At 71.8% G+C, this 25,267-nt stretch carries 21 protein-coding genes; 12 read left to right on the top strand and 9 right to left on the bottom strand.

What is annotated here, in order from left to right; all coding sequences use genetic code 11:
• Positions 1 to 396: 396 nt before the first annotated feature.
• Together ABZ893_RS04035 and ABZ893_RS04030 are read right to left on the bottom strand one after the other, a co-directional pair.
• Positions 397 to 1,221: a TetR family transcriptional regulator gene (locus ABZ893_RS04035; RefSeq protein WP_361396371.1), complete on the bottom strand. Its 825-nt coding sequence runs from the start codon at positions 1,219 to 1,221 to the stop codon at positions 397 to 399.
• Between the two features lie 127 nt (positions 1,222 to 1,348).
• Positions 1,349 to 3,154 (bottom strand): 3-hydroxyacyl-CoA dehydrogenase family protein, encoded by a 1,806-nt coding sequence (locus ABZ893_RS04030; protein WP_361396368.1) that lies wholly within the window; start codon positions 3,152 to 3,154, stop codon positions 1,349 to 1,351.
• 449 nt (positions 3,155 to 3,603) lie between these two features.
• On the opposite strand from ABZ893_RS04030, the gene ABZ893_RS04025 reads away from it, so the two are divergent.
• Positions 3,604 to 4,218 (top strand): adenylosuccinate lyase, encoded by a 615-nt coding sequence (locus ABZ893_RS04025; RefSeq protein ID WP_361396365.1) that lies wholly within the window; start codon positions 3,604 to 3,606, stop codon positions 4,216 to 4,218.
• On the opposite strand, the gene ABZ893_RS04020 is transcribed toward ABZ893_RS04025, so the two are convergent.
• The 3 genes from ABZ893_RS04020 to ABZ893_RS04010 form a co-directional block, all read right to left on the bottom strand.
• Entirely contained in the window at positions 4,215 to 4,781 is a 567-nt protein-coding gene (locus ABZ893_RS04020) for a GNAT family N-acetyltransferase (RefSeq protein ID WP_361396362.1), read from the bottom strand. The genes ABZ893_RS04025 and ABZ893_RS04020 overlap by 4 nt on opposite strands.
• A gap of 44 nt (positions 4,782 to 4,825) precedes the next feature.
• Positions 4,826 to 6,412, bottom strand: coding sequence for an alpha/beta hydrolase (locus ABZ893_RS04015; RefSeq protein WP_361396358.1), 1,587 nt, complete (start codon positions 6,410 to 6,412; stop codon positions 4,826 to 4,828).
• A 170-nt stretch (positions 6,413 to 6,582) separates the two neighbouring features.
• Positions 6,583 to 7,626: an Rv2578c family radical SAM protein gene (locus ABZ893_RS04010; RefSeq protein ID WP_361396356.1), complete on the bottom strand. Its 1,044-nt coding sequence runs from the start codon at positions 7,624 to 7,626 to the stop codon at positions 6,583 to 6,585.
• A 145-nt stretch (positions 7,627 to 7,771) separates the two neighbouring features.
• Here ABZ893_RS04010 and ABZ893_RS04005 point away from each other — a divergent pair, with 145 nt between their 5' ends.
• The 4 genes from ABZ893_RS04005 (at position 7,772) to ABZ893_RS03990 (ending at position 14,242) form a co-directional block, all read left to right on the top strand.
• On the top strand, positions 7,772 to 8,215 hold the full coding sequence (locus ABZ893_RS04005; RefSeq protein ID WP_361396353.1) for an SRPBCC family protein: 444 nt from the start codon (positions 7,772 to 7,774) through the stop codon (positions 8,213 to 8,215).
• Between the two features lie 273 nt (positions 8,216 to 8,488).
• Complete coding sequence (locus ABZ893_RS04000) at positions 8,489 to 10,816, top strand: MFS transporter (RefSeq protein WP_361397674.1); 2,328 nt, start codon at positions 8,489 to 8,491, stop codon at positions 10,814 to 10,816.
• Between the two features lie 154 nt (positions 10,817 to 10,970).
• Complete coding sequence (locus ABZ893_RS03995) at positions 10,971 to 13,400, top strand: SpoIIE family protein phosphatase (protein WP_361396350.1); 2,430 nt, start codon at positions 10,971 to 10,973, stop codon at positions 13,398 to 13,400.
• A gap of 116 nt (positions 13,401 to 13,516) precedes the next feature.
• Positions 13,517 to 14,242 (top strand): methyltransferase domain-containing protein, encoded by a 726-nt coding sequence (locus ABZ893_RS03990; protein WP_361396347.1) that lies wholly within the window; start codon positions 13,517 to 13,519, stop codon positions 14,240 to 14,242.
• Here ABZ893_RS03990 and ABZ893_RS03985 read toward each other — a convergent pair.
• The 3 genes from ABZ893_RS03985 to ABZ893_RS03975 form a co-directional block, all read right to left on the bottom strand.
• Entirely contained in the window at positions 14,225 to 14,611 is a 387-nt protein-coding gene (locus tag ABZ893_RS03985) for a hypothetical protein (RefSeq protein WP_361396344.1), read from the bottom strand. The genes ABZ893_RS03990 and ABZ893_RS03985 overlap by 18 nt on opposite strands.
• A gap of 48 nt (positions 14,612 to 14,659) precedes the next feature.
• Positions 14,660 to 14,929, bottom strand: a complete 270-nt coding sequence (locus ABZ893_RS03980) for a GlsB/YeaQ/YmgE family stress response membrane protein (RefSeq protein ID WP_361396342.1) — start codon at positions 14,927 to 14,929, stop codon at positions 14,660 to 14,662.
• A 154-nt stretch (positions 14,930 to 15,083) separates the two neighbouring features.
• Complete coding sequence (locus ABZ893_RS03975) at positions 15,084 to 16,613, bottom strand: LCP family protein (RefSeq protein ID WP_361396340.1); 1,530 nt, start codon at positions 16,611 to 16,613, stop codon at positions 15,084 to 15,086.
• Between the two features lie 114 nt (positions 16,614 to 16,727).
• Between ABZ893_RS03975 and tatA the strand changes: the two genes are divergently transcribed.
• The 7 genes from tatA (at position 16,728) to ABZ893_RS03940 (ending at position 24,882) form a co-directional block, all read left to right on the top strand.
• Positions 16,728 to 16,925 carry a Sec-independent protein translocase subunit TatA gene (tatA, locus tag ABZ893_RS03970; RefSeq protein WP_361396337.1) on the top strand — a complete coding sequence of 66 codons (198 nt, stop codon included), beginning with the start codon at positions 16,728 to 16,730 and terminating at the stop codon, positions 16,923 to 16,925.
• A gap of 115 nt (positions 16,926 to 17,040) precedes the next feature.
• Complete coding sequence (locus tag ABZ893_RS03965; protein WP_361396334.1) at positions 17,041 to 17,874, top strand: M55 family metallopeptidase; 834 nt, start codon at positions 17,041 to 17,043, stop codon at positions 17,872 to 17,874.
• Positions 17,867 to 19,201: a M20/M25/M40 family metallo-hydrolase gene (locus ABZ893_RS03960; protein ID WP_361396332.1), complete on the top strand. Its 1,335-nt coding sequence runs from the start codon at positions 17,867 to 17,869 to the stop codon at positions 19,199 to 19,201. The genes ABZ893_RS03965 and ABZ893_RS03960 overlap by 8 nt, the downstream gene beginning before the upstream one ends.
• 139 nt (positions 19,202 to 19,340) lie before the next feature.
• Positions 19,341 to 21,314, top strand: coding sequence for a prolyl oligopeptidase family serine peptidase (locus ABZ893_RS03955; protein WP_361397671.1), 1,974 nt, complete (start codon positions 19,341 to 19,343; stop codon positions 21,312 to 21,314).
• Entirely contained in the window at positions 21,311 to 22,240 is a 930-nt protein-coding gene (locus tag ABZ893_RS03950; RefSeq protein ID WP_361396329.1) for an LD-carboxypeptidase, read from the top strand. Before ABZ893_RS03955 ends, ABZ893_RS03950 begins: the two co-directional genes overlap by 4 nt.
• Positions 22,241 to 22,488: 248 nt before the next feature.
• Positions 22,489 to 24,291, top strand: a complete 1,803-nt coding sequence (locus ABZ893_RS03945) for an alpha/beta fold hydrolase (RefSeq protein ID WP_361396326.1) — start codon at positions 22,489 to 22,491, stop codon at positions 24,289 to 24,291.
• Positions 24,292 to 24,318: 27 nt separating this feature from the next.
• The gene (locus ABZ893_RS03940) at positions 24,319 to 24,882 is read left to right on the top strand and encodes a GNAT family protein (protein ID WP_361396323.1); all 564 of its coding nucleotides are present in this window, start codon (positions 24,319 to 24,321) and stop codon (positions 24,880 to 24,882) included.
• Here ABZ893_RS03940 and ABZ893_RS03935 read toward each other — a convergent pair.
• Positions 24,851 to 25,204 (bottom strand): DUF6204 family protein, encoded by a 354-nt coding sequence (locus tag ABZ893_RS03935; protein WP_361396321.1) that lies wholly within the window; start codon positions 25,202 to 25,204, stop codon positions 24,851 to 24,853. The genes ABZ893_RS03940 and ABZ893_RS03935 overlap by 32 nt on opposite strands.
• Positions 25,205 to 25,267 lie beyond the last annotated feature (63 nt).

Below are 25,267 nucleotides of genomic sequence, written 5' to 3'. Positions count from 1 at the left end.
GACGTCGGGGTGAGTGCTGCTGTGTGGTGAAGAGATGCCGTCGGTTCGGCGGGTGGTGCTACGGCAGCGCTTGGTCGGCGCGAGAGGTGTGCCTGTGACGCAGGCGTCCGGGCGCGTTCGCCACGGAGATGAGTGGCTTACGGGGACAGCCGGCGGACGGAAGTTCTCCGCTCGTCGGCCACCCGGACAACATCAACGTATGGCACGCCGTGTCGCCCCGCAAGGCACTCAGTGCCAGAAGTTCCACTCACGTGAAATCTTTACGCGACATATGAGCGATGATCGATCATTACTGATGAGTACAACGCTCTGACCTGCGAAAACGCCGACGGCCACCCCTGTGGAAGGGGTGGCCGTCGGCATAAAAATTCTGGGCTCATGGAGCCCGTTCAGGCGTCAGCGGTGCTCTTCGAGTGCCCTCTCGATGGTTCGCATGACCTCGTCCAGAGGGGCGTCCGTGCGTGCCACCGTCACCAGGACCTCGCCCTGGGTGGAGACGGAGGCCGGGGGCAGCGCGGTCGTGTCCCGGCCCGCGCCTATGCCGGTGCCGAACGTCTTGCGGACGATCGAGAAGGCGTGGTCGAGCTGGCTCTCCAGGTCGCCCTGGCCGCCGGCCCGCAGCCAGCGCCGCAGCACGTGGTTGTGGGCGGTGACGACGGCGGACGCGGCGACCTCGGCGAGCAGCGGGTCGTCGTTGCCGTGCTGATGGGCGCTCTCGTCGAAGTGGCCGAGGAGATAGCGGGTGAAGAGGCGCTCGTAGCGGGCCACCGAGGCGATCTCGCGCTCGCGCAGGGTGGGCACCTCGCGGGTGAGGCGGTACCGCTCGATGGACACGGCCGGCGAGGCCGCGTACATCTTCATGACTTCCTTGATGCCGCGGCACACCGTGTCGAGCGGGTGCTCGTGCGGGGGCGCCGCGTTGAGCACCGCCTCCGCGCGGATCAGGGTGTCGTCGTGGTCCGGGAAGATCGCCTCTTCCTTGGAGCGGAAGTGCCGGAAGAAGGTGCGCCGGGCGACGCCCGCGGCGGCCGCGATCTCGTCGACCGTCGTGGCCTCGTAGCCCTTGGTCGCGAAGAGTTCCATCGCCGCGGCCGCCAGCTCCCGGCGCATTTTGAGCCGCTGGGCGGCGGCACGGGTGCCCGCGGCGCTCTCCGGAGCGTCGGGCGTGGGCGTCGTACGGGAGGACTTGGCGGCCTTGGACATGCCATGAACGTACTGCATATGCGCGACGGCGTGCGCCGGGGCAGGGGTCCCCCCGCCCCGGGCGGGAGCGGGGGGAGTGCGGCCGGGCGGCTGGAGCAGGCCGCCCCAGTCCGTGGGCCGGCCCGTACCGCCGCTCTTCGGCAGGTCAGCGCCGGGCATATTCGCGGAAGCCGCGGCCCGTCTTCCGGCCGAGGCAGCCCGCGGCCACCAGGTGCTCCAGGAGCGGCGCCGGAGCGAGGCCCGGGTCACGGAACTCGCGGTGCAGGACCTTCTCGATGGCCAGCGAGACGTCCAGACCGACCACGTCGAGCAGTTCGAACGGGCCCATCGGGTAGCCGCCGCCCAGCTTCATCGCGGCGTCGATGTCGTCGAGCGACGCGTAGTGCTCCTGCACCATCTTGATCGCGTTGTTCAGGTACGGGAACAGCAGCGCGTTCACGATGAAGCCCGCGCGGTCCCCGCAGTCCACCGGGTGCTTGCGGATCTTCGCGCACACCTCGCGGACGGTCGCGTGCACGTCGTCGCCGGTCAGCACCGTCCGCACGACCTCGACGAGCTTCATCGCCGGCGCCGGGTTGAAGAAGTGCATCCCGATCACGTCCTGCGGGCGCGTGGTCGCGCGGGCACAGGCCACGACGGGCAGTGACGAGGTCGTGGTGGCCAGGACCGCGCCCGGCTTGCAGACCTTGTCGAACGTCGCGAAGAGCTGCTGCTTGATCTCCAGGTCCTCGGCCACCGCCTCAAGCGCCAGGTCGACGTCAGAGAACGCGTCGTACGTACCCGCCGGAGTGATCCGGCCCAGGGTCTCCGCGGCCGCTTCGGCGGTCATCCGGCCCTTGTCGACAGAACGCGAAAGGGACTTGCCGATACGGGACTTGGCCGCCTCCGCCTTCTCCTCGCTGCGGGCCGCGAGCACCACGTCGTAACCGGCCTTCGCGAACACCTCCGCGATGCCGGACGCCATCGTCCCGGACCCCGCGACACCCACCGAGCGGATCGTCCGCGCGCCCTCGGCGGCCTCGCCCGCGAGCGGCGTCTGCGCGTCCCGGACCACCTCGGAGCTGCCCGGCTCCGCGTACGTGTAGAAGCCGCGCCCCGACTTGCGGCCGGTCAGGCCCGCCTCGCTGAGCTGCTTGAGGACGGGCGCCGGAGCGTGCAGCCGGTCGCGCGACTCGGCGTACATGGCGTCGAGAACCGTGCGCGCCGTGTCGATGCCGATCAGGTCGAGCAGCGCCAGCGGGCCCATAGGCAGGCCGCAGCCCAGCTTCATCGCGGCGTCGATGTCCTCGCGCGACGCGTACTTCGCCTCGTACATCGCGGCGGCCTGGTTCAGATAGCCGAACAGCAGGCCGTCGGCGACGAAGCCGGGCCGGTCGCCGACCGCGACCGGCTCCTTGCCGAGTTCGAGCGCGAGGTCGGTGACCGCGGCGACGGCCGTGGGTGCGGTGAGCACCGACGAGACGACCTCGACGAGCTTCATCGCGGGCGCCGGGTTGAAGAAGTGCAGGCCGAGGACGCGCTCTGGCCGGGCCGAGTCCGCCGCGAGCCGCGTCACGGACAGCGCGTTCGTGCCGGTCGCGAGGATCGTGTCCGGCCGCACAACGGCGTCCAGGCCACGGAAGATCTCCTGCTTGATCTCGTACGACTCCGGCGCCACCTCGATGACGAGGTCGGCGTCGGCCGCCGCCTGGAGGTCCGTGGACGTACGGAACCGGGACAGGATGTCCCGGCGCTCGTCCTCGGTGAGGCGCTCGCGGCGCACACCGCGCGCCGTCGAGGCCTCCAGCGCGGTGACGGCCTGGACGGCCGCCTCCTCGCTGACGTCGATGCCGATGACCTCACGGCCGGCGCGGGCGAGGACCTCGGCGATGCCGGTGCCCATCGTGCCGAGACCGACGACCGCGACGGTCGGAAGGGTGGCCGGGGTGGCGGGGGACAGGGGAGCGTCCATCTGAGGACTCCAGGAGGGAGGAGTGACGGCTGAGGGGCGCACGCGGATGAGCCGGGAGGGCGCACGCGGTGCGGGAGTTCGAGCCGGCCGGAGGGACGCGTGCGGGCGTCCGGTGAACCGGCGGGATCGCTGTACCGCTGAACGGAACCGATCGCTGGATCGCCGAGCTGATCGCTGAACAGAACCGGCGAACGACGACCGGTGAGATATCGGTGCGATGGAGATCCGACGGGCCCTGTCCCGGAGCCGCGTCGTACTGCGGTACCTGAGGCACCGAACCGACTGACACTCTCGGCGGCTGCGTCACCAGGCCGCCAGGAGTGGGGTGCGAGGAGTATGCCCCGCTCACTTGAGATTAACCGGCGAGTAACGAGCGCGCCAGCCCCGGACGTTGATCAGTCTCTGTGATCTACGTCGCCGGGCCACGCCGCCGCCCTAGTGTGGGCGGTATGGACGAAGAGTTGCGATCGGTCACGGAACGCTTACGCGATGAGGCGTCGGCCGAAGCGGGGGCCGATTCGGGGGAGCCGCCGCTGATCGATCACCTGGCGGCGACCGAGGACCACGACGAACTGGCGGCCGTACTGACCGAGCCCGGCCGGCCGCTGTGGGCGCGCGAACTCGCCGCGTACCGGCTCGGGACGGCCGGGGACCGGCGGGCCTTTGAGGCGCTCGTCCTGCTCCTCAACCACCGCGACTCCGCCCGCTGCGCCTCCGCCGCACACGCCCTGGCCGCGCTCGGCGACCCCCGCACCGCACGCGCGGCGGCCGCCCTCGCCACCAACGAACTGCGCGTCGCGTACGCGCTCCACCCCGTCCGGCTCCTGGCCGCACTGCGCGCACCCGAGTCCGCGCCCGCGCTGATCACCACCCTGGAGCGGCGCCTCGGCCCGCGCGACCCCTACCGCAAGGTGGCCCTCGCGTGCGTCGAGGGCCTCGGCGACCTGGGTGACACCCGGGCCCGCCCGGCACTGAACGCGGCGCTGGCTCACCCGGCCCTCGCGGAGGCGGCGGTGCGCGCGCTCGGAAGGCTCCCGAAGCAGGCCGGCGGAGAGGAGGGCTAAGGCATGAGCTCGCGCGCGTACCGCAGCTCCGGTACGTCGACCCCCTCCACCTCGTACGCGTCCGTGGCGCCGTCCGGGGCGAAGCCGGCGCGCTCGTAGAAGCGGCGGGCGGAGACGTTGCCTTCGATCACCCACAGGCGGATGCGCCCGAATCCGCCGGCCGCGCACCGGTCGAGGGTGACGTCCAGGAGGGCGCGCCCCACGCCTGTGGAGATCACGTCGGGCCGTACGTAGATCGCGTACAACTCGGCGTCCCCGGGCGGCAGTTCGTCGTCGCGGCGGAGGGGGCCGTGGCAGGCCCAGCCGACGACCTCGCCCGCGCGCTCGGCGACCAGATTCACCAGTGGTGAGTCGGGGCGCGCCAGCATCTCGCGGCGCTTGGCGATGTCCGCGTCGACGCTCAGCGCGGCCAGGTGGGCCGCCGGTATGAGGCCCGCGTACGCCGTCTGCCAGCCGCGGACCCGGATCAGGGCCACCGCCTCGCAGTCGGCGTCGGTCATGTCCCGGACGCGGATCGAGGCGGCGGGAGCCGGGGCGTCGGCCTTGGCCTGATGGTCGGTCATCCGGCCATCCTGGTCCATGCGGTGGCGCCCCGGCCGGGAATTTCTCAGCCGCGGAAGCCCATCAGGCCGTGCAGGCGTTCGCCGCCCGTCCTCGTGGCCTCCTTCGTCGCGAGCGGCTTCGGGTCGGGCTGCTTCTCGCACACGGCGTCGGCCTCACCGCTGCCGCGCGGCACCTTGCCGGTGCCCAGATAGGCGGTGAGGTACTTGTCCAGGCAGGCGTTCCCGCTGAGCGTGATGCCGTGGTTCCCGCCGCCCTGCTCGACCACCATGCTGGAGCCGCGCAGCTTGCGGTGAACGCTGACCCCGCCCTCGTACGGCGTGGCCCCGTCGTCGGTGGCCTGGAAGAGCAGCGCCGGCGGCAGCTCGTCGTTGGTCACGTCCGGCGGGGTCAGACGGCTGGTGGGCCAGAACGCGCACGGCGCGTTGTACCAGGCGTTGTTCCAGGTCGAGAAGGGCGCCTTCGCGAACGCCTCCCAGTTGTCGTGATGCCAGGTGTTCCAGTCACGCGGCCAGCGCGCGTCCCGGCACTGCACGGCCGTGTAGACGCTGTAGCTGTTGTCCCCCGAGGCGTCGACCGCACCGAACCGCTTGTACGTCTTGACGAGCGGTGCCGGGTCCTTGTCCTTCACGTACGCGGCGAACGCCTCGGCCAGATAGGGCCAGTAGCCGTTGTAGTAGCCGCCGGGCAGGAACGTGTCCTCCAGCTCACCGCCCCCGACCTTCCCGCCCGCCGGCTCCTTCTGCACGGCGGTGCGCATCGCGTACCACTCGGCCTCGACCTTCGCGGGGTCCTTGCCCAGCTTGTACGTCGCGTCGTGCCGCGCGACCCAGGCCAGGAACGCCTGGTGGCGGGCGTTGAACGCGAGGTCCTGGCCGATGTTGTCGTCGTACCAGATCCCGTCCGGGTCGACGATCGAGTCGAGCACGAGGCGGCGCACGCGGTGCGGGTAGAGCTTGGCGTAGACGGCGCCCAGGTAGGTGCCGTACGAGTAGCCGAAGTAGTTGATCCGGGGCGCCCCGAGCGCCGCGCGGATCAGGTCCAGGTCCCTGACCGTGCTCACCGTGTCGATGTACGGCAGGACGTCCGCGTACTTCGCGGTGCACGCCTTCGCGAACGCCTGCGCCCGCTCGACGCCCGCCCGCTCGATCGCGGGGGTGGCCGGCACGCTCGGCGGGCGCACGGGGTTGAAGTATCCCGGGCGGCAGTCCAGGGCGGGCTTGCTCTTGCCGACGCCGCGCGGGTCGAAGCCGATGACGTCGTACTGGGCCGCGATCTCCTTCGGCAGCGCGCCGGCGACGAAGCCCGCGAGCGACAGGCCGCTGCCGCCGGGGCCGCCGGGGTTCACCAGGAGCGGGCCCTGCGACGTCTTCGCCGTGTGCCGGATCCGGGACAGCGCGACCGTGATCTGCCGGCCGCCGGGCCGGTCGTGGTCGAGCGGCACTTTCAGCGACGCGCACTGCAGCGCCGGGTAGTCCTTGGTGGCGCAGGCCTTCCAAGTGAGGGCGGCGCGCGGGGCGGGCGGGGCGAAGGTGGCGGGGACCGCGGCGGAACCCGCCGCGGCCGGGGCCGCGGTGAGCAGACCGGCCACCGCGGTGGCGGCGCCGCACAGAGCAGCTGCACGTTTTTTCATCGGGCATCCCAGGGGCGGAGGGTTCGAGGCCGCGAGCCCACGGCCCCGGCGGCATGGTCCCCGCATCCGTGCCCGACACGGCATGTTCCGCCGAGAGTTGACCCGATTGGCGTGCTCAGGGGTCTCTCAGAGGGTCTCTCGGGGGGCCTCTCAGGCGGTCGCTCGGGCGGTCAGAGAAGGGTGAGCTGGGTGGCCGCGGGGGTCAGCTCCTGACTGGAACTCACACGTCGCCGGGGCGGCTCGGCCCGTGAGGGGCCGATCCCGAACTCCTCCGCCAGCTCGTGCACCTGACGGGTGATCCGGCGCTGGTACCACTTCGGGGCGTAGGCGCCCTCCGCGTACAGCCGCTCGTAACGCCGGACGAGGTGCGGGTGGTGGTGGCCGAGCCAGGCCATGAACCACTCGCGGGCGCCGGGCCGCAGGTGCAGCACGAGCGGTGTCACCGACGTGGCCCCGGCGGCGGCGACGGCCCGCACGGTCTCGCGCAGCTGCCCGGGGTGGTCGCCGAGGAACGGGATCACCGGGGCCATCAGGACCCCGCAGCCGATGCCCGCGTCGGTGAGCGCGCGGACGACGTCCAGGCGTCGCTGCGGGGCGGGCGTGCCGGGCTCGACGGTGCGCCACAGCTCCTGGTCGACGAAGCCGACGGACACGGAGACGCCGACGTCGGTCACGTCGGCGGCCTGCCGCAGCAGATCCAGGTCGCGCAGGATCAGCGTGCCCTTGGTGAGGATCGAGAAGGGGTTCGCGTAGTCCCGCAGCGCCTCGATGATCCCGGGCATCAGCCGGTAACGCCCTTCGGCCCGCTGGTAGCAGTCCACGTTCGTCCCCATGGCGATGTGCTCACCGTGCCAGCGCCGCGAGGCGAGGTGACGGCGCAGCAGCTCCGGCGCGTTCACCTTCACGACGATCTGACTGTCGAACCCGAGACCGGTGTCGAGGTCGAGGTAGCTGTGGGTCTTACGGGCGAAGCAGTAGACGCACGCGTGTGTGCACCCCCGGTACGGATTGACCGTCCATTCGAACGGCATCCGCGAAGCGCCGGGCACCCGGTTCACGATCGACCTGGCCCGGATCTCGTGGAAGGTCACGCCCTTGAACTCGGGGGTGTCGAAGGTGCGCGTGACCACTCTGTCCGCCCCGAACAGTGCAGGGTCCGTGGCCCTCCCGGCCGGGTTGCCGGCCGGATTCTCCGTGAGGTTCTCCCAGCGCATGACGCCTCCTCGCTAGCTCCAGGGAGAGAATAGAACACATGTTCCCTTGATCGTGCGACCCCGAATTTGGTGGCGGATGGGGAGGGTGGTTGGCTTGGGGTCCTCTTGAGGGATACCGAGATCACCGACTGCTGGAGGAAGTGTCATGGCGCAGGTCGAGGCCACCACGGAGCGGGTCGTCGCCGCGAAGCCGGACGACGTGTTCGACGCGCTCGCCGACTACAGCGGCACGCGCGCGAAGGTGCTGCCCGAGCACTTCAGCGAGTACGAGGTCCGCGAGGGCGGCGACGGTGAGGGCACCCTCGTCCACTGGAAGCTCCAGGCGACCAGTAAGCGGGTCCGTGACTGCCTCCTCGACGTGACCGAGCCGACCGACGGCGAGCTCGTCGAGACGGACCGCAACTCCTCGATGGTCACCACCTGGCGCGTGACCCCGGCCGGCGAGGGCGCATCGCGCGTCGTCGTCACGACCGTGTGGAACGGCGCGGGCGGCATCGGCGGCTTCTTCGAGAAGACCTTCGCCCCCAAGGGCCTCGGCCGCATCTATGACGCCATCCTCGCGAAGCTCGCCGCCGAGGTGGAGAAGTAGCCCAAGGCGGAGCCGGTGTAGCGCTCACCGGTTCGAGTGGTTTTCCGTTCGTGCGCGGTTGTACGCCGTAGGGCGATGACCGGCGCATTCGCGTCCGGCGACGTCCGGCGCCGGACCTCGTCGCGCTTGCCCGCAGTTGTCGCGTAATGCGAGAAATATGCGGCGCAGGCGCGACGAGGGGAGCGACAGGTGGGCACGACGACGCTGGTGACCGGCGAGCCGGAGGCGGTGCCGGTGACGGAGACGGTCGAGTCATCGGAGCCCCAACCAGCCGTGGAGCAGCGGCAGTTCGCTGATCACGGGCTGAGCCCCAGCCGGGTCCGGATGGTGTTCTTCGGGCTGATGCTGGCCCTGCTGCTCGCCGCCCTGGACCAGATGATCGTCGCCACGGCGCTCCCGAAGATCGTCGGTGAACTGCACGGCCTCGACAAGATGTCCTGGGCGATCACCGCCTATCTCCTGACCTCCACCATCGGCCTGCCGGTCTACGGCAAGCTCGGCGACCTCTTCGGCCGCAAGGGCGTCTTCCAGTTCGCCATCGCCGTCTTCGTCGTCGGCTCCGCGCTGGCCGGCTGGTCGCGCAGCATGGACGAACTCATCGCGTTCCGCGCCGTCCAGGGCATCGGCGCCGGCGGACTCATGATCGGCGTACAGGCGATCATCGCGGACATCGTGCCGCCCCGGGAACGCGGCCGCTACATGGGGCTCATCGGCGCAGCGTTCGGCCTCGCGTCCGTCGCGGGACCGCTGCTCGGCGGCTACTTCACCGACCACCTCACGTGGCGCTGGTGCTTCTACATCAACGTGCCCTTCGGGCTCGTCACCCTCGCCGTCACCGCCGTCGTCCTCAAGCTGCCCCGCCCGAAGGCCCGGGCGAGGCTCGACATCCTCGGCTGCGTGCTCCTCGCGGCGGCCTCCACCTGCCTTGTCCTACTGACCAGTTGGGGCGGCACGGAGTACGCGTGGGGCTCGCGCGTCATTCTCGGGCTCGGCGCGGGCGCGGCCCTGTCGTGCGTCCTGTTCGTCGTCGCGGAGCGCTTCGCGGCCGAACCCCTCATCCCGCTGCGGCTGTTCCGCGACCCGGTCTTCAACGTCACCGGCCTCGTCGGCATGGTCATCGGCGTCGCCCTCTTCGGCGCGGCCAGCTATCTGCCGACCTTCCTGCAGATGGTCGACGGCGCGAGCGCCACCGAGTCGGGGCTGCTCATGCTCCCGATGATGGGCGGCATCGTCATCGCGTCCGTCGTCTCCGGCCAACTCATCAGCCACACCGGCCGGTACAAGATCTACCCGCTCCTCGGCGGCGCCCTCGCCACCGTCGGCATGTGGCTCCTGTCCCGCCTCGAAGTGGACACCCCGAGGCCCCAGTACAGCCTCTACATGGCCGTGCTCGGCGCGGGCATCGGCCTGATCATGCCCGTCCTGACCCTCGCCGTGCAGAACGCCGTACGCCCCTCCGACATCGGCTCCGCGACCAGCGCCAACAACTACTTCCGGCAGATCGGCGGCAGCGTCGGCGCGGCCATCTTCGGCACGCTCTTCGCCAACAGGCTCGCCGGTGCCCTCGCGGACCGGCTGCCGAAGGGCGCGGGCCTGCCCGACCCGGAGTCCATCACCCCGCAGCTCGTCCACGCCCTGCCGCCCGCGCTGCGCGACGGCTACATCCAGGCGTACGCCGACGCGATGCCCCGGATCTTCCTGTACCTCGTCCCGGTCCTCGTCGTCGGCCTCGTGATCGCCTTCTTCCTCAAGGAGACACCCCTGTTGTCCAGCGCCGCTCCCCACCAGGCCAGCAGCACCGAGTCCGCGGCAGTCCCCTCCCAGACCCGGGCGTCGTACGCCGCCGGGGTGCCCGTCAGCGGCATGGTGCAGCACTCCGACGGCACCGCCGTGCCGCGCGCCGCGCTCACCCTCATCGACGTCGGCGGCCAGCAGATCGGCCGCGGCGCGAGCGGCGACGACGGCCGGTACGCCCTGTCGACGCCCGGCGCCGGCAGTTACGTCCTGATCGCCTCCGCCGGCGGCCACCAGCCGCAGGCCGTCACGGTCACCGTGGGGGAGCGGCCCGTCGACCTCGACGTCGTCCTCGGCGGAGCGGGCCGGCTCGCCGGCAGCGTGCTGACCGCCGACGGCACGCCCGTACGCGACGCCACCGTGACCCTGACCAACGTCCACGGCGAGGTCGTCGCCGCGACCCGCAGCAGCCGCGAAGGCACCTACGTCATCGCGGAGTTGGTGGCCGGCGAGTACACCCTCGCCGGGAGCGCGCCCGCGTTCCGGCCCGCCGCGCTGCCCGTCACCGTGATGGCCGCGCGCGAGACCCGCCAGGACATCGAACTCGCGGGCGGCGCCGTGCTGCGCGGCACGGTCCGGGCCGGCGGCGGCCGTGCCGTCGAGGACGCGCGGGTCACCCTTCTCGACGCCGCGGGCAACGTCGTCGACACCCTCACCACCGGCCCCGACGGCACCTTCCGCTTCGTCGACCTGTCGTCGGGCGAGTACACCGTGATCGCCGCCGGATACCCGCCGGTCGCCACCGTGCTGCACATGGCCGGCGGCGGCCGCACCGAGCGTGATCTGCAACTGGGGCACGAGGACTGAGGGTTGGGGCGGGGCGCCCTGCGGTCCGGGCGGGGCGACCGCCCCTGGAATTCGGCCGATGCGGCGCTCCGCAAGCCCGTTCCGCGTACCTTGGAGCGGGACGGGGCCGGACCGAGGACGCTCGGTCGCCGTGCCGGGACAGGGAGCGTTGGCCATGCGGAGTGGCACCGGGAAGACCCCGCCGAGTCCCGTGCCGGGCCGCGTCCCCCTGGCCGTCGTCGTGGTCGACGGCGCGGGGCTCGTCACGCACTGGAGCACCGGAGCCCGCCGCCTGTTCGGCGCCCCGCGCGAGGACGCGGTGGGCAGCCCCGCCACCGACCTGCTGCCCATCTCCGGCGCACTGCCGGACGAGGCCGCCACCGACGCGTACGCGGCGGGGGGCGGGTACGACGGGAGCGGGCACGGCCCCGCGTCCCCGCTCGACGGGCGCGTCTCCTACCCCGCGTCCGGCCGCGCCCGTATCGAGGCCCGGCCGGGCGAGCGCACCGACGTCCTGTGGTGGGCCTACCCCCTCGTGGGCCCCGGCCCCGAGAAGCTGCTCGTGCTCGCCGCCGACGTAGCGCAGCTGCACGCCGAGGGGGACCGACGCGACCTTGTCACCCCCGGCTTCGGCCTGCACACCGACTTCCCGGGAGCCGACGAACTGGCCCGGCAGCTTCCCGCCATCCTGCCCAGCATGAGCGTCGGCGAGAGCGCCCGCATCGTGGCCCAGATGCTCGAACTCGGCTACCCCGTCCTGGAGTTCAGCCACCACGACCGCGTACCCGTCACCGCCGACTGGGGCGTGCCCCGGCGCGCCGCCCGCAAAGGCCCCGCCACCGGAGGCGTCCCCTCCCCGCGCCGCCCGCCCGACGACCTCACCGACCTCGAACTGCCCACCGACCTCGAGTACGCGGCCGTCCGCGAGCGCCTGGAGTTCCTCAACGAGGTGAGCGGGCGCATCGGTTCGTCCCTCGACCTGTCCCGCACGATCGTCGAGGTCAGCCGGGCCGTCGTGCCGCGCTTCACGGACGTCGCCGGGACCTATCTGCGGGAACAGGTCGTCGCGGGCGAGGGGTTCCCCGACGGGCCGCCCGACGCGACGACCTTGTGGCACCGCGTCGCCCTGGAGCACACCGACGAGCCCGGCCGCTGGGACGACGTCGTGCCCGTCGGCGAGTCGATGGCGTTCCCCGTGCACACGCCGTTCTTCCAGTGCATGACCAGCGGACAGCCCGTCCTCGTCCCGCGCATCACCGAGGAGATGGGCGACGCCATCGCCTCGCAGTTCGAAAAGCGCGACATCAGACCCCTCATCACGCACCGCTCGATGCTCGTGGTGCCCCTCAAGGCCCGCGACGTCGTCCTCGGGTTCATGATCCTGCTGCGCCACCGGGAACGGCCCGTCTTCAACGACATGGACCGCGTCACCGGCGCCGAACTCGCCGCCCGCGCGGGCCTCGTCCTCGACAACGCGCGCATGTACACGTACCAGGAGAGCGTCGCCGAGACGCTCCAGGACTGCATGTTGCCGCACATCGAGCCCCGGATGCCCGGCTGCGACATCGCCACCCGCTATCTGCCGGGCACGCTCCTCGGGCGCGTCGGCGGTGACTGGTTCGACGCCGTCAAACTGTCCGGGTCGCGGACCGCGCTCGTCGTCGGCGACGTCATGGGGCACGGCCTCAACTCGGCAGCGATGATGGGCCAGTTGCGCACCGCCGTACAGACCATGGCCGCCCTCGGCCTGCCCCCGGCGCAGCTCCTGCGCAACCTCGACGACCTCGCCCAGCGCCTCGGCGAGCACTACCTCGCGACCTGCCTGTACGCGGTCTACGACCCGATCGCGAACGAACTGGAACTCGCGAACGCCGGGCACATCCCGCCCGTCATCGTCCGCGCCGAGGACGGCCGCAGCGAACTGCTCGAACTGCCCACCGGAGCGCCCATCGGCGTAGGCGGCGTCCCCTTCGAGTCCGTACGGGTCCCGATGGCGCCCGGCGACCGGCTCGTCATGTGCACCGACGGGCTCGTCGAGGTGCGCGGCGAGGACATCGGCGTCGGCCTCGCCGCCCTCTGCGAGTCCGCCGCGCACCCCGCCGCCTCCATGGACACGGCCTGCGACACCATCATCCGCTCCCTTGCCGCGACATGTGCCGACGCGGGGCGCGGCGGCCGCAAGGACGATGTCGCCCTCCTGATGGCCAGGCTGGGCGGCATCGCACCCGAGGACATCGCCCGCTGGAGCCTCACCCCCGAACCCGCCGAGGTGCCCCGCGTCCGCGCCCTCGTCCGCGAACAGCTGACGGCCTGGGGCCTCGCCGCGCTCGCCGGCACCGCGGAACTGCTTGCCGGGGAACTCCTCGCCAACGCCGTACGGCACGCCCGTACCCGCACGGTCGAGGTACGTCTCGTGCGCTCGGGGACGCTGGTGTGCGAGGTCGAGGACGACGACCAGACGCTGCCCACGCTGGTCGGCGCGGGCCCGGGCGAGGAGTTCGGGCGCGGCCTGCGCGTCGTGAGCGCCCTCGCCGCCGACTGGGGAGCGGGCCGGACCGGCTCCGGGAAGACCGTGTGGTGCGAACTGGCGCTGCCGCACGGGTAGTTCGCCTGCCGTAGTACCCGTGTCGAACGGTGCGTGAAGGCGAGTGCGGGTGCTTGTGGGGCGGGCGCGGGCACGGTAGACCGATCTCGCCGTGCCATCCACCCAGGGAGTTGGAGATGAGCGTGACGAGTCGGTACAAGGACGCCTGGGAAGGCTTCTGGCGCGATACTTCCTACGAACCCGGCGAGGTCTTCTGGGACGCCGAGGCCTCCCTGACCGCGGCCGTCCATCTCGACCTGTTCGACCCGCACGTCGTCCACGCGGGACTACCCTTCGTCGACGTGGGGTGCGGGAACGGCACGCAGACCCGTTTCCTCGCCGGCCGCTACGTCCACGTCGTCGGCGCCGACTTCTCCGCCGCGGCCCTCGACCACGCCCGGCGCGCCGACCCCACGGGGTCGGCCGAGTTCCGGCTGCTCGACGCCACCGAGCAGAAGGAGGCCGAGGAGCTGCACGCCGAACTCGGTGACGTCAACGTGTACATGCGCGGTGTGCTGCACCAGTGCGAGCCCGCCGACCGGCAGCCGCTGCTCGACAGTGTCGCGGCGCTCGTCGGTGCGCGTGGCCGGGCCTTCATGGTGGACCCGTCCGAGGAGGCCGGGCCCTTCTTGATGAGCCTCTCGCAGGGGCCGGCGGGTCCGCCCGCGAAGCTGGCACCGGTCCTCGCGCACGGCATCGCCCCTGCCGAGGTGTCCGACGCGGCGGTCCCCGGCTATGTGCGCGCGGCGGGGCTCGACGTGCTGGCGAGCGGTGAACTCCCGCTCACCACCACGGAGTACACGTCGGACGGTGTGCGCATCGACCTGCCGTCACGATGGCTCGTCCTAGGGCGCACCGGCTGACACACGGATCCCGCATCGGCCCAGGAAGCGGCCGAGCGGGCCCGGCAGATGCGGGCAGAGCGGGCGGCCGTGCGGGAGGGGGAGGCCTTCGTGCGCGGCCACCGAGCGGAAGAAGCGGCGTCCGGCACGGGACTGGAGCGTGGTGTTCCAGCGGTAGCCGTTGCCGTGGGCCAGGGTGACCCGCAGGGCGCTCTGGCCGAGCCCTTCCCGTCGGCGTGAATCCAGGATCCAGATGCCGAGGAGCCGGCCCGTGCGGCACCGCGCGCACAGCCGGAAGCGGACCTGGCCGACGAGCGTGCCGCGCTCGTCATGGAGCCGCAGCTCACCCTCCCCGCCCGGCGTGCGGGGCGGGACGCTGGTGAGGCGCACCGGCCCGGACGGTGACGCCGCTGGGCCGGAGGCCATGGGGTGACCGGCCTAGCGGTCGCGGGAGTTGCCGAAGAGCAGGCGGTACCCGATGAGCAGCACGAGCGAGCCGCCGATGGCGGAGATCCACGTCGTGGCGTTGAAGATCTGGTCCGTGACCGGGCGGTGGAAGAAGCGCGAGGAGATCCAGCCGCCGACGAACGCGCCCGCGACGCCGATGAGGGTGGTGCCTATCAGGCCGCCGGGGTCGCGTCCGGGAAGCAGGACCTTGGCGATGACTCCGGCGACGAGGCCGAGGATGATCCAGCTGATGATGCCCACGTGTGCGTCGTTCCCCTCAAATGGTGTGTCGTGCGTCTTGCGTTGCGAGTTTGCGCAACTGTACAGACGGGGGTGAAGACGCGATACGGGCCCGGCCGGTTGCGGCCGGCCAGGTGCGCCTGGTCACCCATGGGGGAGTCGGTCATGGCGGAGGTCACCCGTAGGAGAGGTTCGAGCAGACGTTGTCGTCGGCGGAGCGGGCGTCGTGGGAGACCCCGGACGGGATGCCGGTGGGCTGGGGACCTGTCGACGTCGCCGACGGGTGGGCCGCGAAGTCCTGCCCGACGATCACCTTGATGCCCGCGGTCCCGATCTCTTGGAGCTGGGCGCCGGGGAACCGCTGGGCGACCGTCTGCGCTCGTGCCGTCTCGCCGGGGCCGTACTGGACGACGGTGGTGGCGTGGTTCTGGGTGAGTGCCGTCGCCGTGCCGAGGACGGTGAAGCCGTCCGTCCGCAGGGTGCCCGCGGCTTCGGCGGCGAGGCCCCTGACGGTCGTTCCGTTGTAGACGGTGACGCGGATGCCGGTGCCCGGACTCGGTGTGGGGGCGGCGGAGGTGGCGGCGGCGGGTGCGGGGGCGGCGGCGCCCTTCTTGCCGCTGGCGTCCTTCCCGTCGATCGTGCGGTCCGCCCTGAGCGCCGCGAACAGGGCGTCGGCGTCCGGTTCGACGAGTGCGACGCGGCTGCCCTCGTAACGCCAGGGGACGGTGACGAACTTGGTGTTGTGCAGGTCGATGTTCTTCATGGACAGGGCGAAGGAGAGGAGCTTGTCGGCGGAGCCGAGGCCGGGGTCGACGGTCATCGACCTGGTGGCCGCGGTCGCGAGCGGCAGGAGGTTCGTCGCGGTGAGGCCCTCGCTCTTCACCTTCTTGAGCAGGCTGCCCACGAAGGCCTGCTGGCGTTTGATGCGGCCGATGTCGGAGCCGTCGCCGATGCCGTGGCGCAGACGGACGTAGTCCAGAGCCTTCTGTCCGGAGACGGACTGCTCGCCGCGGGCGAAGAGGAGCTTGCCGCGGGCGCGGAGATTCGGGTCGAGGTCGCGCTCGTAGACGTTGTTGGGGAGGCACACCTTCACTCCGCCCACGACGTCGGTGATCGCGGCGAAGCCCTTGAAGTCCACGACGACGGTGTGGTCGACGCGCAGGCCCGTCAGTTTCTCCACGGTGTTCTGCGTGCAGGCGGGGTTGCCCTGGGCGGTCTCGCCCATCGAGTACGCGGCGTTGAACATGGTGTTCGGCTGCGCCCTGGACCAGCTTCCGTCCGGCAGCTTGCAGGGCGGGATCGTGACCAGCGTGTCGCGGGGGACGGACACCGCCACGGCGTTGCGGTGGTCGGCGTAGACGTGCAGCAGGAACGCCGTGTCCGAGCGGCCGATGTCGGACTTGTTGCCACCGCCGAACGCGTCGTTCCCGCCGGTACGCGCGTCGGAGCCGATGACCAGGACGTTCTCCCCGGACGAACCGGCGTCCGGGCGGTCGCCGGAGATACCGTCGGCGCTGAACGTCTTGATGTCGCCGCCGAGCTTCAGGTACAACCAGCCCGCCCCGGCCGAGACGAGGACCAGCAGGGACAGGGCTATCGCGAGCGTGAACCGGACGCGGCTGCGCCTGCGGCGCGAGGTGCGTACGGCGGGCCGGGCGCCGCCGGTGCGGCGTGGTGTGGCCAACTGCTCACGGGTGCCTGCCATGGGGTGCGACCCTCACTCGTTATCGGGTTGTACAGTTGCGCAATGTAGCAAGCTTTCTCATGGGTGCCCTTGCAGGCACTCACGTCATCCGAGAAGACGAAGAATGGGGTGGAAATGTTCCGCAACGGTCTCGAACCCTGGCACCTGCTCATCGTGGCGATAGTGGTCATCGTCCTTTTCGGGTCCAAGAAACTGCCCGACACGGCCCGCGCGCTCGGCAAGTCGCTGCGCATCCTCAAGAGCGAGACGCGCGCGATGAAGACCGACGAGGCCGAGAGCGGCCAAGGGCCGGTCGGTCCCGTCAGCTCCTGACCTCAGGAGCCGGCTCCTGACCGGAGCAGCGCCCCGCCGCCTTTCGGTGGACCAGGCCACTGGCTGTCCTGGCGTCCCTGGCCCGCCCGTTCCCCGGCGCGTACGGTGAGGCGCCATGAAGATCCTCATCAGTGCTGACATGGAGGGCGCCACCGGCGTGACATGGCCGGGGGACGTACTGCCGGGCACGCCGCAGTGGGAGCGGTGCCGCTCCATGTTCACCTCGGACGTCAACGCCGCCGTGCTCGGTTTCTTCGACGGGGGCGCCGACGAGGTGCTCATCAACGAGGCGCACTGGTCGATGCGCAACCTGCTCCTGGAGCAGCTCGACGAGCGGGCCGAGATGCTCACCGGCCGTCACAAGTCGCTCTCCATGGTCGAGGGCGTCCAGCACGGAGACGTCGACGGCATCGCGTTCATCGGCTACCACGCGGGCGCCGGCATGGAGGGCGTCCTCGCCCACACCTACCTCGCCAACTCCATCACCGGCGTCTGGATCAACGGCGTCCGCGCGAGCGAGGGACTGCTCAACGCGCACGTGGTCGCCGAGTACGGCGTGCCCGTGATCCTCGTCACCGGCGACGACCACGCTTGCGACGACGCCCTCGGCTACGCGCCCGAGGCCCGCAAGGTCGCCGTCAAGGACCACGTCTCCCGCTACGCGGCCGTGTGCCGTACGCCTACGAGGACCGCCGCCGACATCCGCGCCGCCGCCAAGGAAGCGGCCGCGCTCGCCGTGCGTCACGACCCCGTCCAGGGCGGCCCCTTCACCATCGAGGTCGAGTTCGACGCCGAGCACCTGTCGATGGCCGCGACCGTCGTGCCCGGCGTCCGGCGCATCGGCGAACGCAAGGTCGCGTACACGCACGAGACCATGTACGACGGCATCCGCACCTTCAAGGCCGTCACCACGATCGCCTCGTCCGCGGTGGAGGAGCAGTATGGCTGACCAGGCATTTCACGTGGACCAGCAGGCGCTCGACGAGGTTGTGGCCTTCACCTCCGACCTCATCCGCATCGACACCACGAACCGCGGCGGCGGCGACTGCCGGGAGCGCCCGGCCGCCGAGTACGCGGCCGAGCAACTGGCAGGCGCCGGCCTGGAGCCGACGCTCCTGGAGCGCACCGAGGGCCGGACGAACGTCGTCGCGCGCATCGAGGGCGCCGACCCCTCCGCCGACGCGCTGCTCCTGCACGGCCACCTCGACGTCGTCCCCGCTGAGGCCGCCGACTGGAGCGTGCACCCGTTCTCCGGGGAGATCCGCGACGGCGTCGTCTGGGGCCGGGGCGCGGTCGACATGAAGAACATGGACGCGATGATCCTGGCGGTCGTCCGGCAGTGGGCCCGTACCGGGGTGCGGCCGCGACGGGACATCGTCGTCGCGTTCACCGCCGACGAGGAGGCGAGCGCCGAGGACGGCTCGGGCTTCCTCGCCGAGCAGCACGCGGGGCTCTTCGAGGGCTGCACGGAGGGCGTCAGCGAATCGGGTGCCTTCACCTTCCACGACGGCTCGGGCAGGCACATCTACCCGATCGCGGCGGGGGAGCGCGGCACGGGCTGGCTCCGGCTCACCGCGCGCGGCACGGCGGGCCACGGCTCGAAGGTGAACCACGCCAACGCCGTCACCCGGCTCGCCGCCGCCGTCGCGCGGATCGGCGCGCACGAGTGGCCGGTCCGGCTCACCCCGACCGTCCGCGCCGCGCTCACCGAACTCGCCGCCCTGTACGGCATCGAAGTCGACGTGACGGCACCGGACTTCGCGGCCGACGACCTGCTCATGAAGCTCGGCCCGGCGGCAGCTCTCGTAGAGCCCACCGTCCGTAACAGCGCCAACCCGACGATGCTGTCCGCCGGTTACAAGGTCAACGTGATCCCGGGGGAGGCGACCGCGTTCGTCGACGGCCGGTATCTGCCGGGCGGCGAGGACGAGTTCCGCGAGACGCTCGACCGGCTCACCGGGCCCGACGTGGACTGGGAGTTCGCGCACCAGGAGGTCGCCCTCCAGGCGCCGGTCGACTCGTCGACGTACGCGAAGATGCGGGCGGCCGTCGAGGAGTTCGCGCCCGAGGGGCACGTCGTGCCGTACTGCATGTCGGGCGGCACCGACGCCAAGCAGTTCTCACGGCTCGGCATCACGGGGTACGGTTTCGCGCCGCTGAGGCTGCCCGAGGGCTTCGACCACCAGGCGCTCTTCCACGGCGTCGACGAGCGGGTGCCGGTCGAGGCGCTGCACTTCGGGGTCCGCGTGCTCGACCGGTTCCTGCGGTCGGCGTAGCGGGCGGGGCGGCGGGCACGGGCGGGGCGGCTCGGGCGGAGTTCGGGGTCGGGTAAGGGTTTTGGAGACGGTCTAGGAAATGGCGTCGCGCGTGGAGAACATGGGGGCCTCAGAGGTCATGGGGGACGGGAAGATGGGGATGGTCCAGGAGTACGGATCGTGGCCGTCGCCGATCACGGCGGCGCTCGCCGCCGCGCACGACGGCCAGCCGGAGTACGTCGGCTTCGTCGGTGACGAGGCGTGGTGGACCGAGCCCCGGCCCGCCGAGGGCGGCCGGCGCGCACTGGTGAGGCGGCTCGCCGACGGCACGGAACACACCGTGCTGCCCGCGCCGTGGAACGTACGCACCCGCGTCATCGAGTACGGCGGTCAGCCGTGGGCCGGCGCCGGCCGCCCCGAAGGGCCCCTCGTCGTCTTCGTGGACTTCGCCGACCAGCGTCTTTACGCGTACGAACCCGACGCCCCCGGAGCCGCACCGCGCCCGCTCACCCCCGTGTCCGCGGTGGGCGGCGGCCTGCGCTGGGCCGATCCGCAGGTCCACCTCGACCGGGGTGAAGTCTGGTGCGTCCTGGAGGAGTTCACCGGCGACGGACCCGCCGACGTGCGCCGTGTCGCCGCCGCCGTTCCGCTCGACGGGAGCGCCGCCGAGGACCGGGCCGCCGTACGCGAACTCTCCGACGGGCGGCACCGGTTCGTGACCGGCCCCCGCCTCTCGCCCGACGGCCGCCGCGCCGCCTGGCTCGCCTGGGACCACCCGAGGATGCCGTGGGACGGTACGGAGCTGATCGTCGCCGACGTGGCCGGGGACGGCACGGTAAGTGCGGCTTCGGTCGTTTCTGGCGGCCCTGACGAGTCCGTCGCCCAGGCCGAATGGGCCGAGGACGGCGCCCTGTTGTACTCCAGCGACCGCAGCGGCTGGTGGAACCTGTACCGCGTCGGCCCGGACGGCGAGCACCGGCCGCTGTGCCCGCGCGAGGAGGAGTTCGGCGGACCGCTCTGGAAGATCGGCCACCGCTGGTTCGCCCCGCTGGAGTGCGGCCTGATCGCGGTCGTCCACGGCAGCGGCGCCACCGCGCTCGGGGTGCTCGACCCGGCGACCGGCGAGGTCGTCGACGCGGCCGGCCCCTGGACGGAGTGGAGCCCCACGCTCGCGGCGCACGGCACCCGCGTCGTGGGCGTCGCGGCCAGCCCGCGCACCGGCCACGAGGTCGTCGAACTCGACACCTGCACCGGCCGGGCCCGCGTAGTCGGCTCCGCGCACACCGACGCCGTCGACCCCGCGTACTACCCGGAACCGCAGATCAGGACCTTCGCGGGCCCCGAAGGCCGCGACATCCACGCCCACGTCTACCCGCCGCACAGCCCCACCCACGCCGCGCCCGACGACGAACCGGCGCCCTACGTCGTGTGGGTCCACGGCGGCCCCACAAGCCGCTCGCCCCTCGTACTCGACCTGGAGATCGCCTACTTCACGTCGCGCGGCATCGGTGTCGCCGAGGTCAACTACGGCGGCTCCACCGGATACGGCCGCGCGTACCGCAACCGGCTGCGCGAGCAGTGGGGCGTCGTCGACGTCGAGGACTGCGCCGCCGTGGCCCTCGCCCTCGCCGACGAGGGCACCGCCGACCGCGCCCGCCTCGCGATCCGCGGCGGCAGCGCCGGAGGCTGGACCACGGCCGCGTCCCTCACCACCACCGACGTCTACGCCTGCGGCACCATCCTCTACCCCGTCCTCGACCTCACGACCTGGGCCTCCGGCGAGACCCACGACTTCGAGTCCCAGTACCTGGAGACGCTGGTCGGACCGCTCGCCGAGGTCCCCGCGCGTTACGCCGAGCGCTCGCCGGCCGAGCACGCCGACCGGCTCACCGCGCCGTTCCTGCTGCTCCAGGGCCTGGACGACGTGATCTGCCCTCCCTCGCAGTGCGAGCGTTTCCTCGCCCGCCTGGACGGCCGCCGCGTCCCGCACGCGTACATCGCCTTCGAGGGCGAGGGCCACGGCTTCCGCCGCGCGGACACCATGATCCGCGTCCTGGAGTCCGAACTCTCCCTGTACGCCCAGGTGTTCGGCCTTGAGCCGCAGGGGATCCCCGCGCTGGAGCTGTCCAAGTGAAGGCGCTCACCCGTCCCCGGCGCCTCGCCCCGGGGGCCCGCGTCGCCGTCGTCGCGCCCAGCGGGCCCGTGCCCGACGACCGGCTCCAGGCGGGCCTCGACCTGCTGCGTGGCTGGGAGCTGGAACCCGTCGTCGCGCCCCATGTCCCGGACGTGCACGGCGAGTTCGACTATCTCGCCGGTACGGACGCCGACCGCGCCGCCGACCTCCAGCGCGCCTGGTGCGACCCCTCCGTCGACGCGGTCGTGTGCGCGCGGGGCGGCTACGGCGCCCAGCGCATGGTGGACCTGCTCGACTGGGACGCGATGCGGGCCGCCGGGCCCAAGGTGTTCGTCGGGTACAGCGACATCACGGCCCTGCACGAGGCGTTCGCGGTACGGCTCGGCCTCGCGACCCTGCACGGTCCGATGGCCGCCGCGGCCGACTTCCTCAAGAGCACCCGCGCACAGGACCACTTGAGGGCGACGCTCTTCGAACCCGAGTCGGTACGCACCATCACCGCGCCCGGCGGTGGCCGTCCGCTCGTGGGCGGCATCGCGCGCGGCGTCACGCTCGGCGGCTGCCTCTCCCTGCTCGCGTCCGACCTGGGCACCCCGCACGCCCGGCCGTCGGCGCGGGGCGGGCTGCTGTGCCTGGAGGACATCGGCGAGGAGCCGTACCACCTCGACCGCTGTCTCACGCAGCTGCTGCGCGCCGGGTGGCTGGACGGGGTCTCGGGGATCCTGCTCGGGTCCTGGGCGGAGTGCGGCCCGTACGAGCACGTGCGGGCGCTGCTCGCGGACCGGCTCGGCGGGCTCGGTGTGCCGGTGGCGGAGGAGTTCGGGTTCGGTCACTGCGACGGGGCGCTGACCGTTCCGTTCGGTGTGCCGGGTGAACTCGACGCGGACGCGGGGGCGTTGACGCTGGACGTGCCGGCGCTGGTCTGAGACCTCGTAGGCCGCGCTCCGGTGCCCACGGGCGAGACTCCGTCGGTCTCGCTCGGCGGCCCTCCGGTGCCCACGCGCGGGACTCCGCCGGTGTCGCTCGCCGCCGCCGGCGCCCCCGCAACGTTTGCTGAATCTCCGTCAAGAACACACGCCCCGGTGATTGACCTGCGTATGACGTGTGCCACAACATGACCACGCCCAGACTTACCGGTCGGTAGCCGGTGGTCTCCTTCAGCGTGGAGGTAGCCGTGTCCCGTGCCGTGCCCCGATCCCGGCGTCGCTCACCCCTGGCCCTCGCCGTCGGCGCGGCGGTCGCAGCGCCCCTCGCGCTCGCCGTCCCCGCGAACGCCACGACACCCACCGCGCAAGGCACGTACACCGTCACCCCGCTGAAGTTCACCGTCCAGACCGGTGGCCGCAACTGCGTCGTCGACGCCGATCTCTACCGGCCCGCCGGGGTCGACGCCACGCACCGCGCGCCCGCCGTCCTCGCCACGAACGGCTTCGGCGGCAGCAAGAACGACGGCTCGACCGACGCCATCGGCAAGGCCGTCGCCGCCCGTGGCTACGTCGGGCTCGTCTATTCGGGGCTCGGCTTCGGCAAGTCGGGGTGCCTCGTCTCGCTCGACGACCCGCGTATCGACGGCGTGGCCGCCTCCAAGCTGGTCGACTTCCTCGCCGGGACCCGCGCCGCCGACGACGGCACGAAGGCCGACTACGTGACCTCCGACGGCAAGGGCGACCCCCGCGTCGGCATGATCGGCGGCTCGTACGGCGGCGCCATCCAGATGGCCACCGCTGCCGTCGACCACCGCGTCGACGCGCTCGTCCCGATGATCACGTGGAACGACCTCGCGTACTCCCTCGACCCGAACAGCGTCTCCGACCGCTCCGTGCCCGGCGCCTTCAAGTGGCAGTGGTCCAACGGCTTCTTCCTGATGGGCGAGGGCCAGCCCCTCCTCGTACCGTCCCTCGACCCGTCGCGCATCAACAAGCTCACCTGCCTGCACTTCGTCGACGACGCGTGCGAGACGATCCGCACCCTGAACTCGGGCAGCTACCCGGCCGCGAAGACCGGACCGCTGCTCGCCTACGCCCGCAGCGTCTCCCCGGTGTCCTACCTCAAGCAGGTCAAGGCCCCCACGCTGCTGATCCAGGGCCAGTCCGACAGCCTCTTCAATCTGAACGAGGCGCAGGCCACGTACCGGACCCTGCGGGCGCAGGGCACCACCGCCAAGATGATCTGGCAGTCCTGGGGCCACAGCGGCGGCCTCACCGACCCGGCCACCGGCGAACTCAACATCGCGCAGGGCAACCTGGAGACCTCCTACGTCGGCAAGCGGATCCTCGCCTGGTTCGACCGCTACCTCCAGCACAAGAAGAACGTCGACACCGGCCCCGCCTTCGCCTACTACCGCGACTGGATCACCGACCCGACCCGCACCTACGCCACCGCCGACAGTGTCCCCGCCCTGAGCCGCAAGCTGTACCTGTCCGGCGACGGCAAGCTCGTCGACAACCGCGCCAAGGTTGCCCGCGGCAGCCGCGAGTACAAGAACTGGCTGATCCCCACCAGCCACTCCGAGTCCTCCCTCGCCGGCATCATCGGCCTCCCCGACCCCGCGCCCCGCGACACCGCCGGCACGTACCTCGCCTGGACCAGCGACCCGCTGACCAGCCCGACCGACCTGGTGGGCTCCCCGAAGGCGACCCTCAAGGTCGTCTCGCCGCGCACCGAACGCGTCCAGAACTCGGGCGACGCCGCCGACAAACTCGTCCTCTTCGCGAAGCTGTACGACGTCGCGCCGGACGGCAGCAAGACGCTGGTGCACCGCCTCGTCGCGCCGGTCCGCGTGCCCGACGTGACCCGCCCGTTCACCGTCTCGCTGCCCGGCATCGTCCACCGCTACGAGAAGGGCCACCGCCTCCAGTTCGTCATCGCGGCCAGCGACGACGCGTACGGCGGCAACAAGGGCGTGAAGCCGGTCGTCGTCACCAGTGCGCCGAACGACACGGGCGTCCTGGAGCTGCCGGTGGTCGGCGGCCGGTAGACCGGCTGCGCCGCGTAGGGTGGCCGGATGCCCGAGACCGACGACCGTCACGTCAGCGAAGGCCCCCACGTGGGCATCCGGCCCTTCACGCCCGAGGACGGCGAGGAGTTCACGCGCCGGGCGAGGGAGAGCGAGTACCTGCACCACCCCTGGCTCTTCCCGCCCACCGGCGCGGAGACCTACGCCGCCTACGCGGCCGCCCTCATCGACGACCCGGCCCGGCAGGGCTTCCTGGTGTGCGAACGGACGGGTGCCAGAGCGGGCACCATCGCCGGCTTCATCAACATCAACAACATCGTCCGCGGCGGCTTCCGCTGCGGCGCCCTCGGCTACGGCGCGTTCGCGCACGCGGCGGGCCGCGGACTGATGGGCGAGGCCCTCGGCCTCGTCGTCCGGCACGCCTTCGGCCCCCTCGGACTGCACCGCCTGGAAATCAATGTGCAGCCGGGCAACATGGCGTCGATCGGACTCGCCCGCCGCGCCGGTTTCCGCCTGGAGGGCTACTCGCCCGACTTCCTCTACGTGAACGGCGCCTGGCGCGACCACCAGCGCTGGGCGCTCACCGCCGAGATGCCGGGCGCTTCCGGTTGATCTTCATCGTGTCCATGTCGGTCGCCGAGGACTTCAGCGCGCCGAAGCCGTACCCCTCGCCCAGCGCCCTGAGGGACGCTTCGGCCCGCTCCTCGGCGAGCGCCTCCGCCATCTCCGCGCCGTCCTCCGCGTCCGACTCCACGACGAACCGGAGGGAGAAGTGCTTCAGCGCGCGGTCGTACGTGAGCGAGCCCTCGGGCGTGAACCTCATCGACGTGAGGCCGTGGTCGTCGGCCTCGGCGAGCAGCCGCTCGCGCGCGCCGTCGGTGAGGCCGTCCCACGTGCCGCGGACGATGACCCGGTAGGTGTGCTCGGTTCCCATCCGTGGAGCGTAACCGGCCCGGCCGCGCCGCGCCTTTGCTTAATTCTGACGGGGTACGCCCTT

The sequence above is a fragment of the Streptomyces sp. NPDC046821 genome, from assembly GCF_040645335.1.
Classification (GTDB): domain Bacteria; phylum Actinomycetota; class Actinomycetes; order Streptomycetales; family Streptomycetaceae; genus Streptomyces.
The sequence above is the reverse complement of the archived record's forward strand: the minus strand, read 5'-3'. Positions and strand labels throughout refer to the sequence as shown.

Excerpts from the sequence above, each read along its gene's own strand:
- tatA (WP_361396337.1), top strand. The coding sequence starts at position 16,728 with ATGTTCCGCAACGGTCTCGAACCCTGGCACCTGCTCATCGTGGCGATA.
- ABZ893_RS04015 (WP_361396358.1), bottom strand. The coding sequence starts at position 6,412 with ATGAAAAAACGTGCAGCTGCTCTGTGCGGCGCCGCCACCGCGGTGGCC.
- ABZ893_RS03940 (WP_361396323.1), top strand. The coding sequence starts at position 24,319 with ATGCCCGAGACCGACGACCGTCACGTCAGCGAAGGCCCCCACGTGGGC.
- ABZ893_RS04005 (WP_361396353.1), top strand. The coding sequence starts at position 7,772 with ATGGCGCAGGTCGAGGCCACCACGGAGCGGGTCGTCGCCGCGAAGCCG.
- ABZ893_RS03935 (WP_361396321.1), bottom strand. The coding sequence starts at position 25,204 with ATGGGAACCGAGCACACCTACCGGGTCATCGTCCGCGGCACGTGGGAC.
- ABZ893_RS04035 (WP_361396371.1), bottom strand. The coding sequence starts at position 1,221 with ATGCAGTACGTTCATGGCATGTCCAAGGCCGCCAAGTCCTCCCGTACG.
- ABZ893_RS04010 (WP_361396356.1), bottom strand. The coding sequence starts at position 7,626 with ATGCGCTGGGAGAACCTCACGGAGAATCCGGCCGGCAACCCGGCCGGG.
- ABZ893_RS04030 (WP_361396368.1), bottom strand. The coding sequence starts at position 3,154 with ATGGACGCTCCCCTGTCCCCCGCCACCCCGGCCACCCTTCCGACCGTC.
- ABZ893_RS03995 (WP_361396350.1), top strand. The coding sequence starts at position 10,971 with ATGCGGAGTGGCACCGGGAAGACCCCGCCGAGTCCCGTGCCGGGCCGC.
- ABZ893_RS04020 (WP_361396362.1), bottom strand. The coding sequence starts at position 4,781 with ATGACCGACCATCAGGCCAAGGCCGACGCCCCGGCTCCCGCCGCCTCG.
- ABZ893_RS03990 (WP_361396347.1), top strand. The coding sequence starts at position 13,517 with ATGAGCGTGACGAGTCGGTACAAGGACGCCTGGGAAGGCTTCTGGCGC.
- ABZ893_RS03975 (WP_361396340.1), bottom strand. The coding sequence starts at position 16,613 with ATGGCAGGCACCCGTGAGCAGTTGGCCACACCACGCCGCACCGGCGGC.
- ABZ893_RS04025 (WP_361396365.1), top strand. The coding sequence starts at position 3,604 with ATGGACGAAGAGTTGCGATCGGTCACGGAACGCTTACGCGATGAGGCG.
- ABZ893_RS03955 (WP_361397671.1), top strand. The coding sequence starts at position 19,341 with ATGGTCCAGGAGTACGGATCGTGGCCGTCGCCGATCACGGCGGCGCTC.
- ABZ893_RS03960 (WP_361396332.1), top strand. The coding sequence starts at position 17,867 with ATGGCTGACCAGGCATTTCACGTGGACCAGCAGGCGCTCGACGAGGTT.
- ABZ893_RS03965 (WP_361396334.1), top strand. The coding sequence starts at position 17,041 with ATGAAGATCCTCATCAGTGCTGACATGGAGGGCGCCACCGGCGTGACA.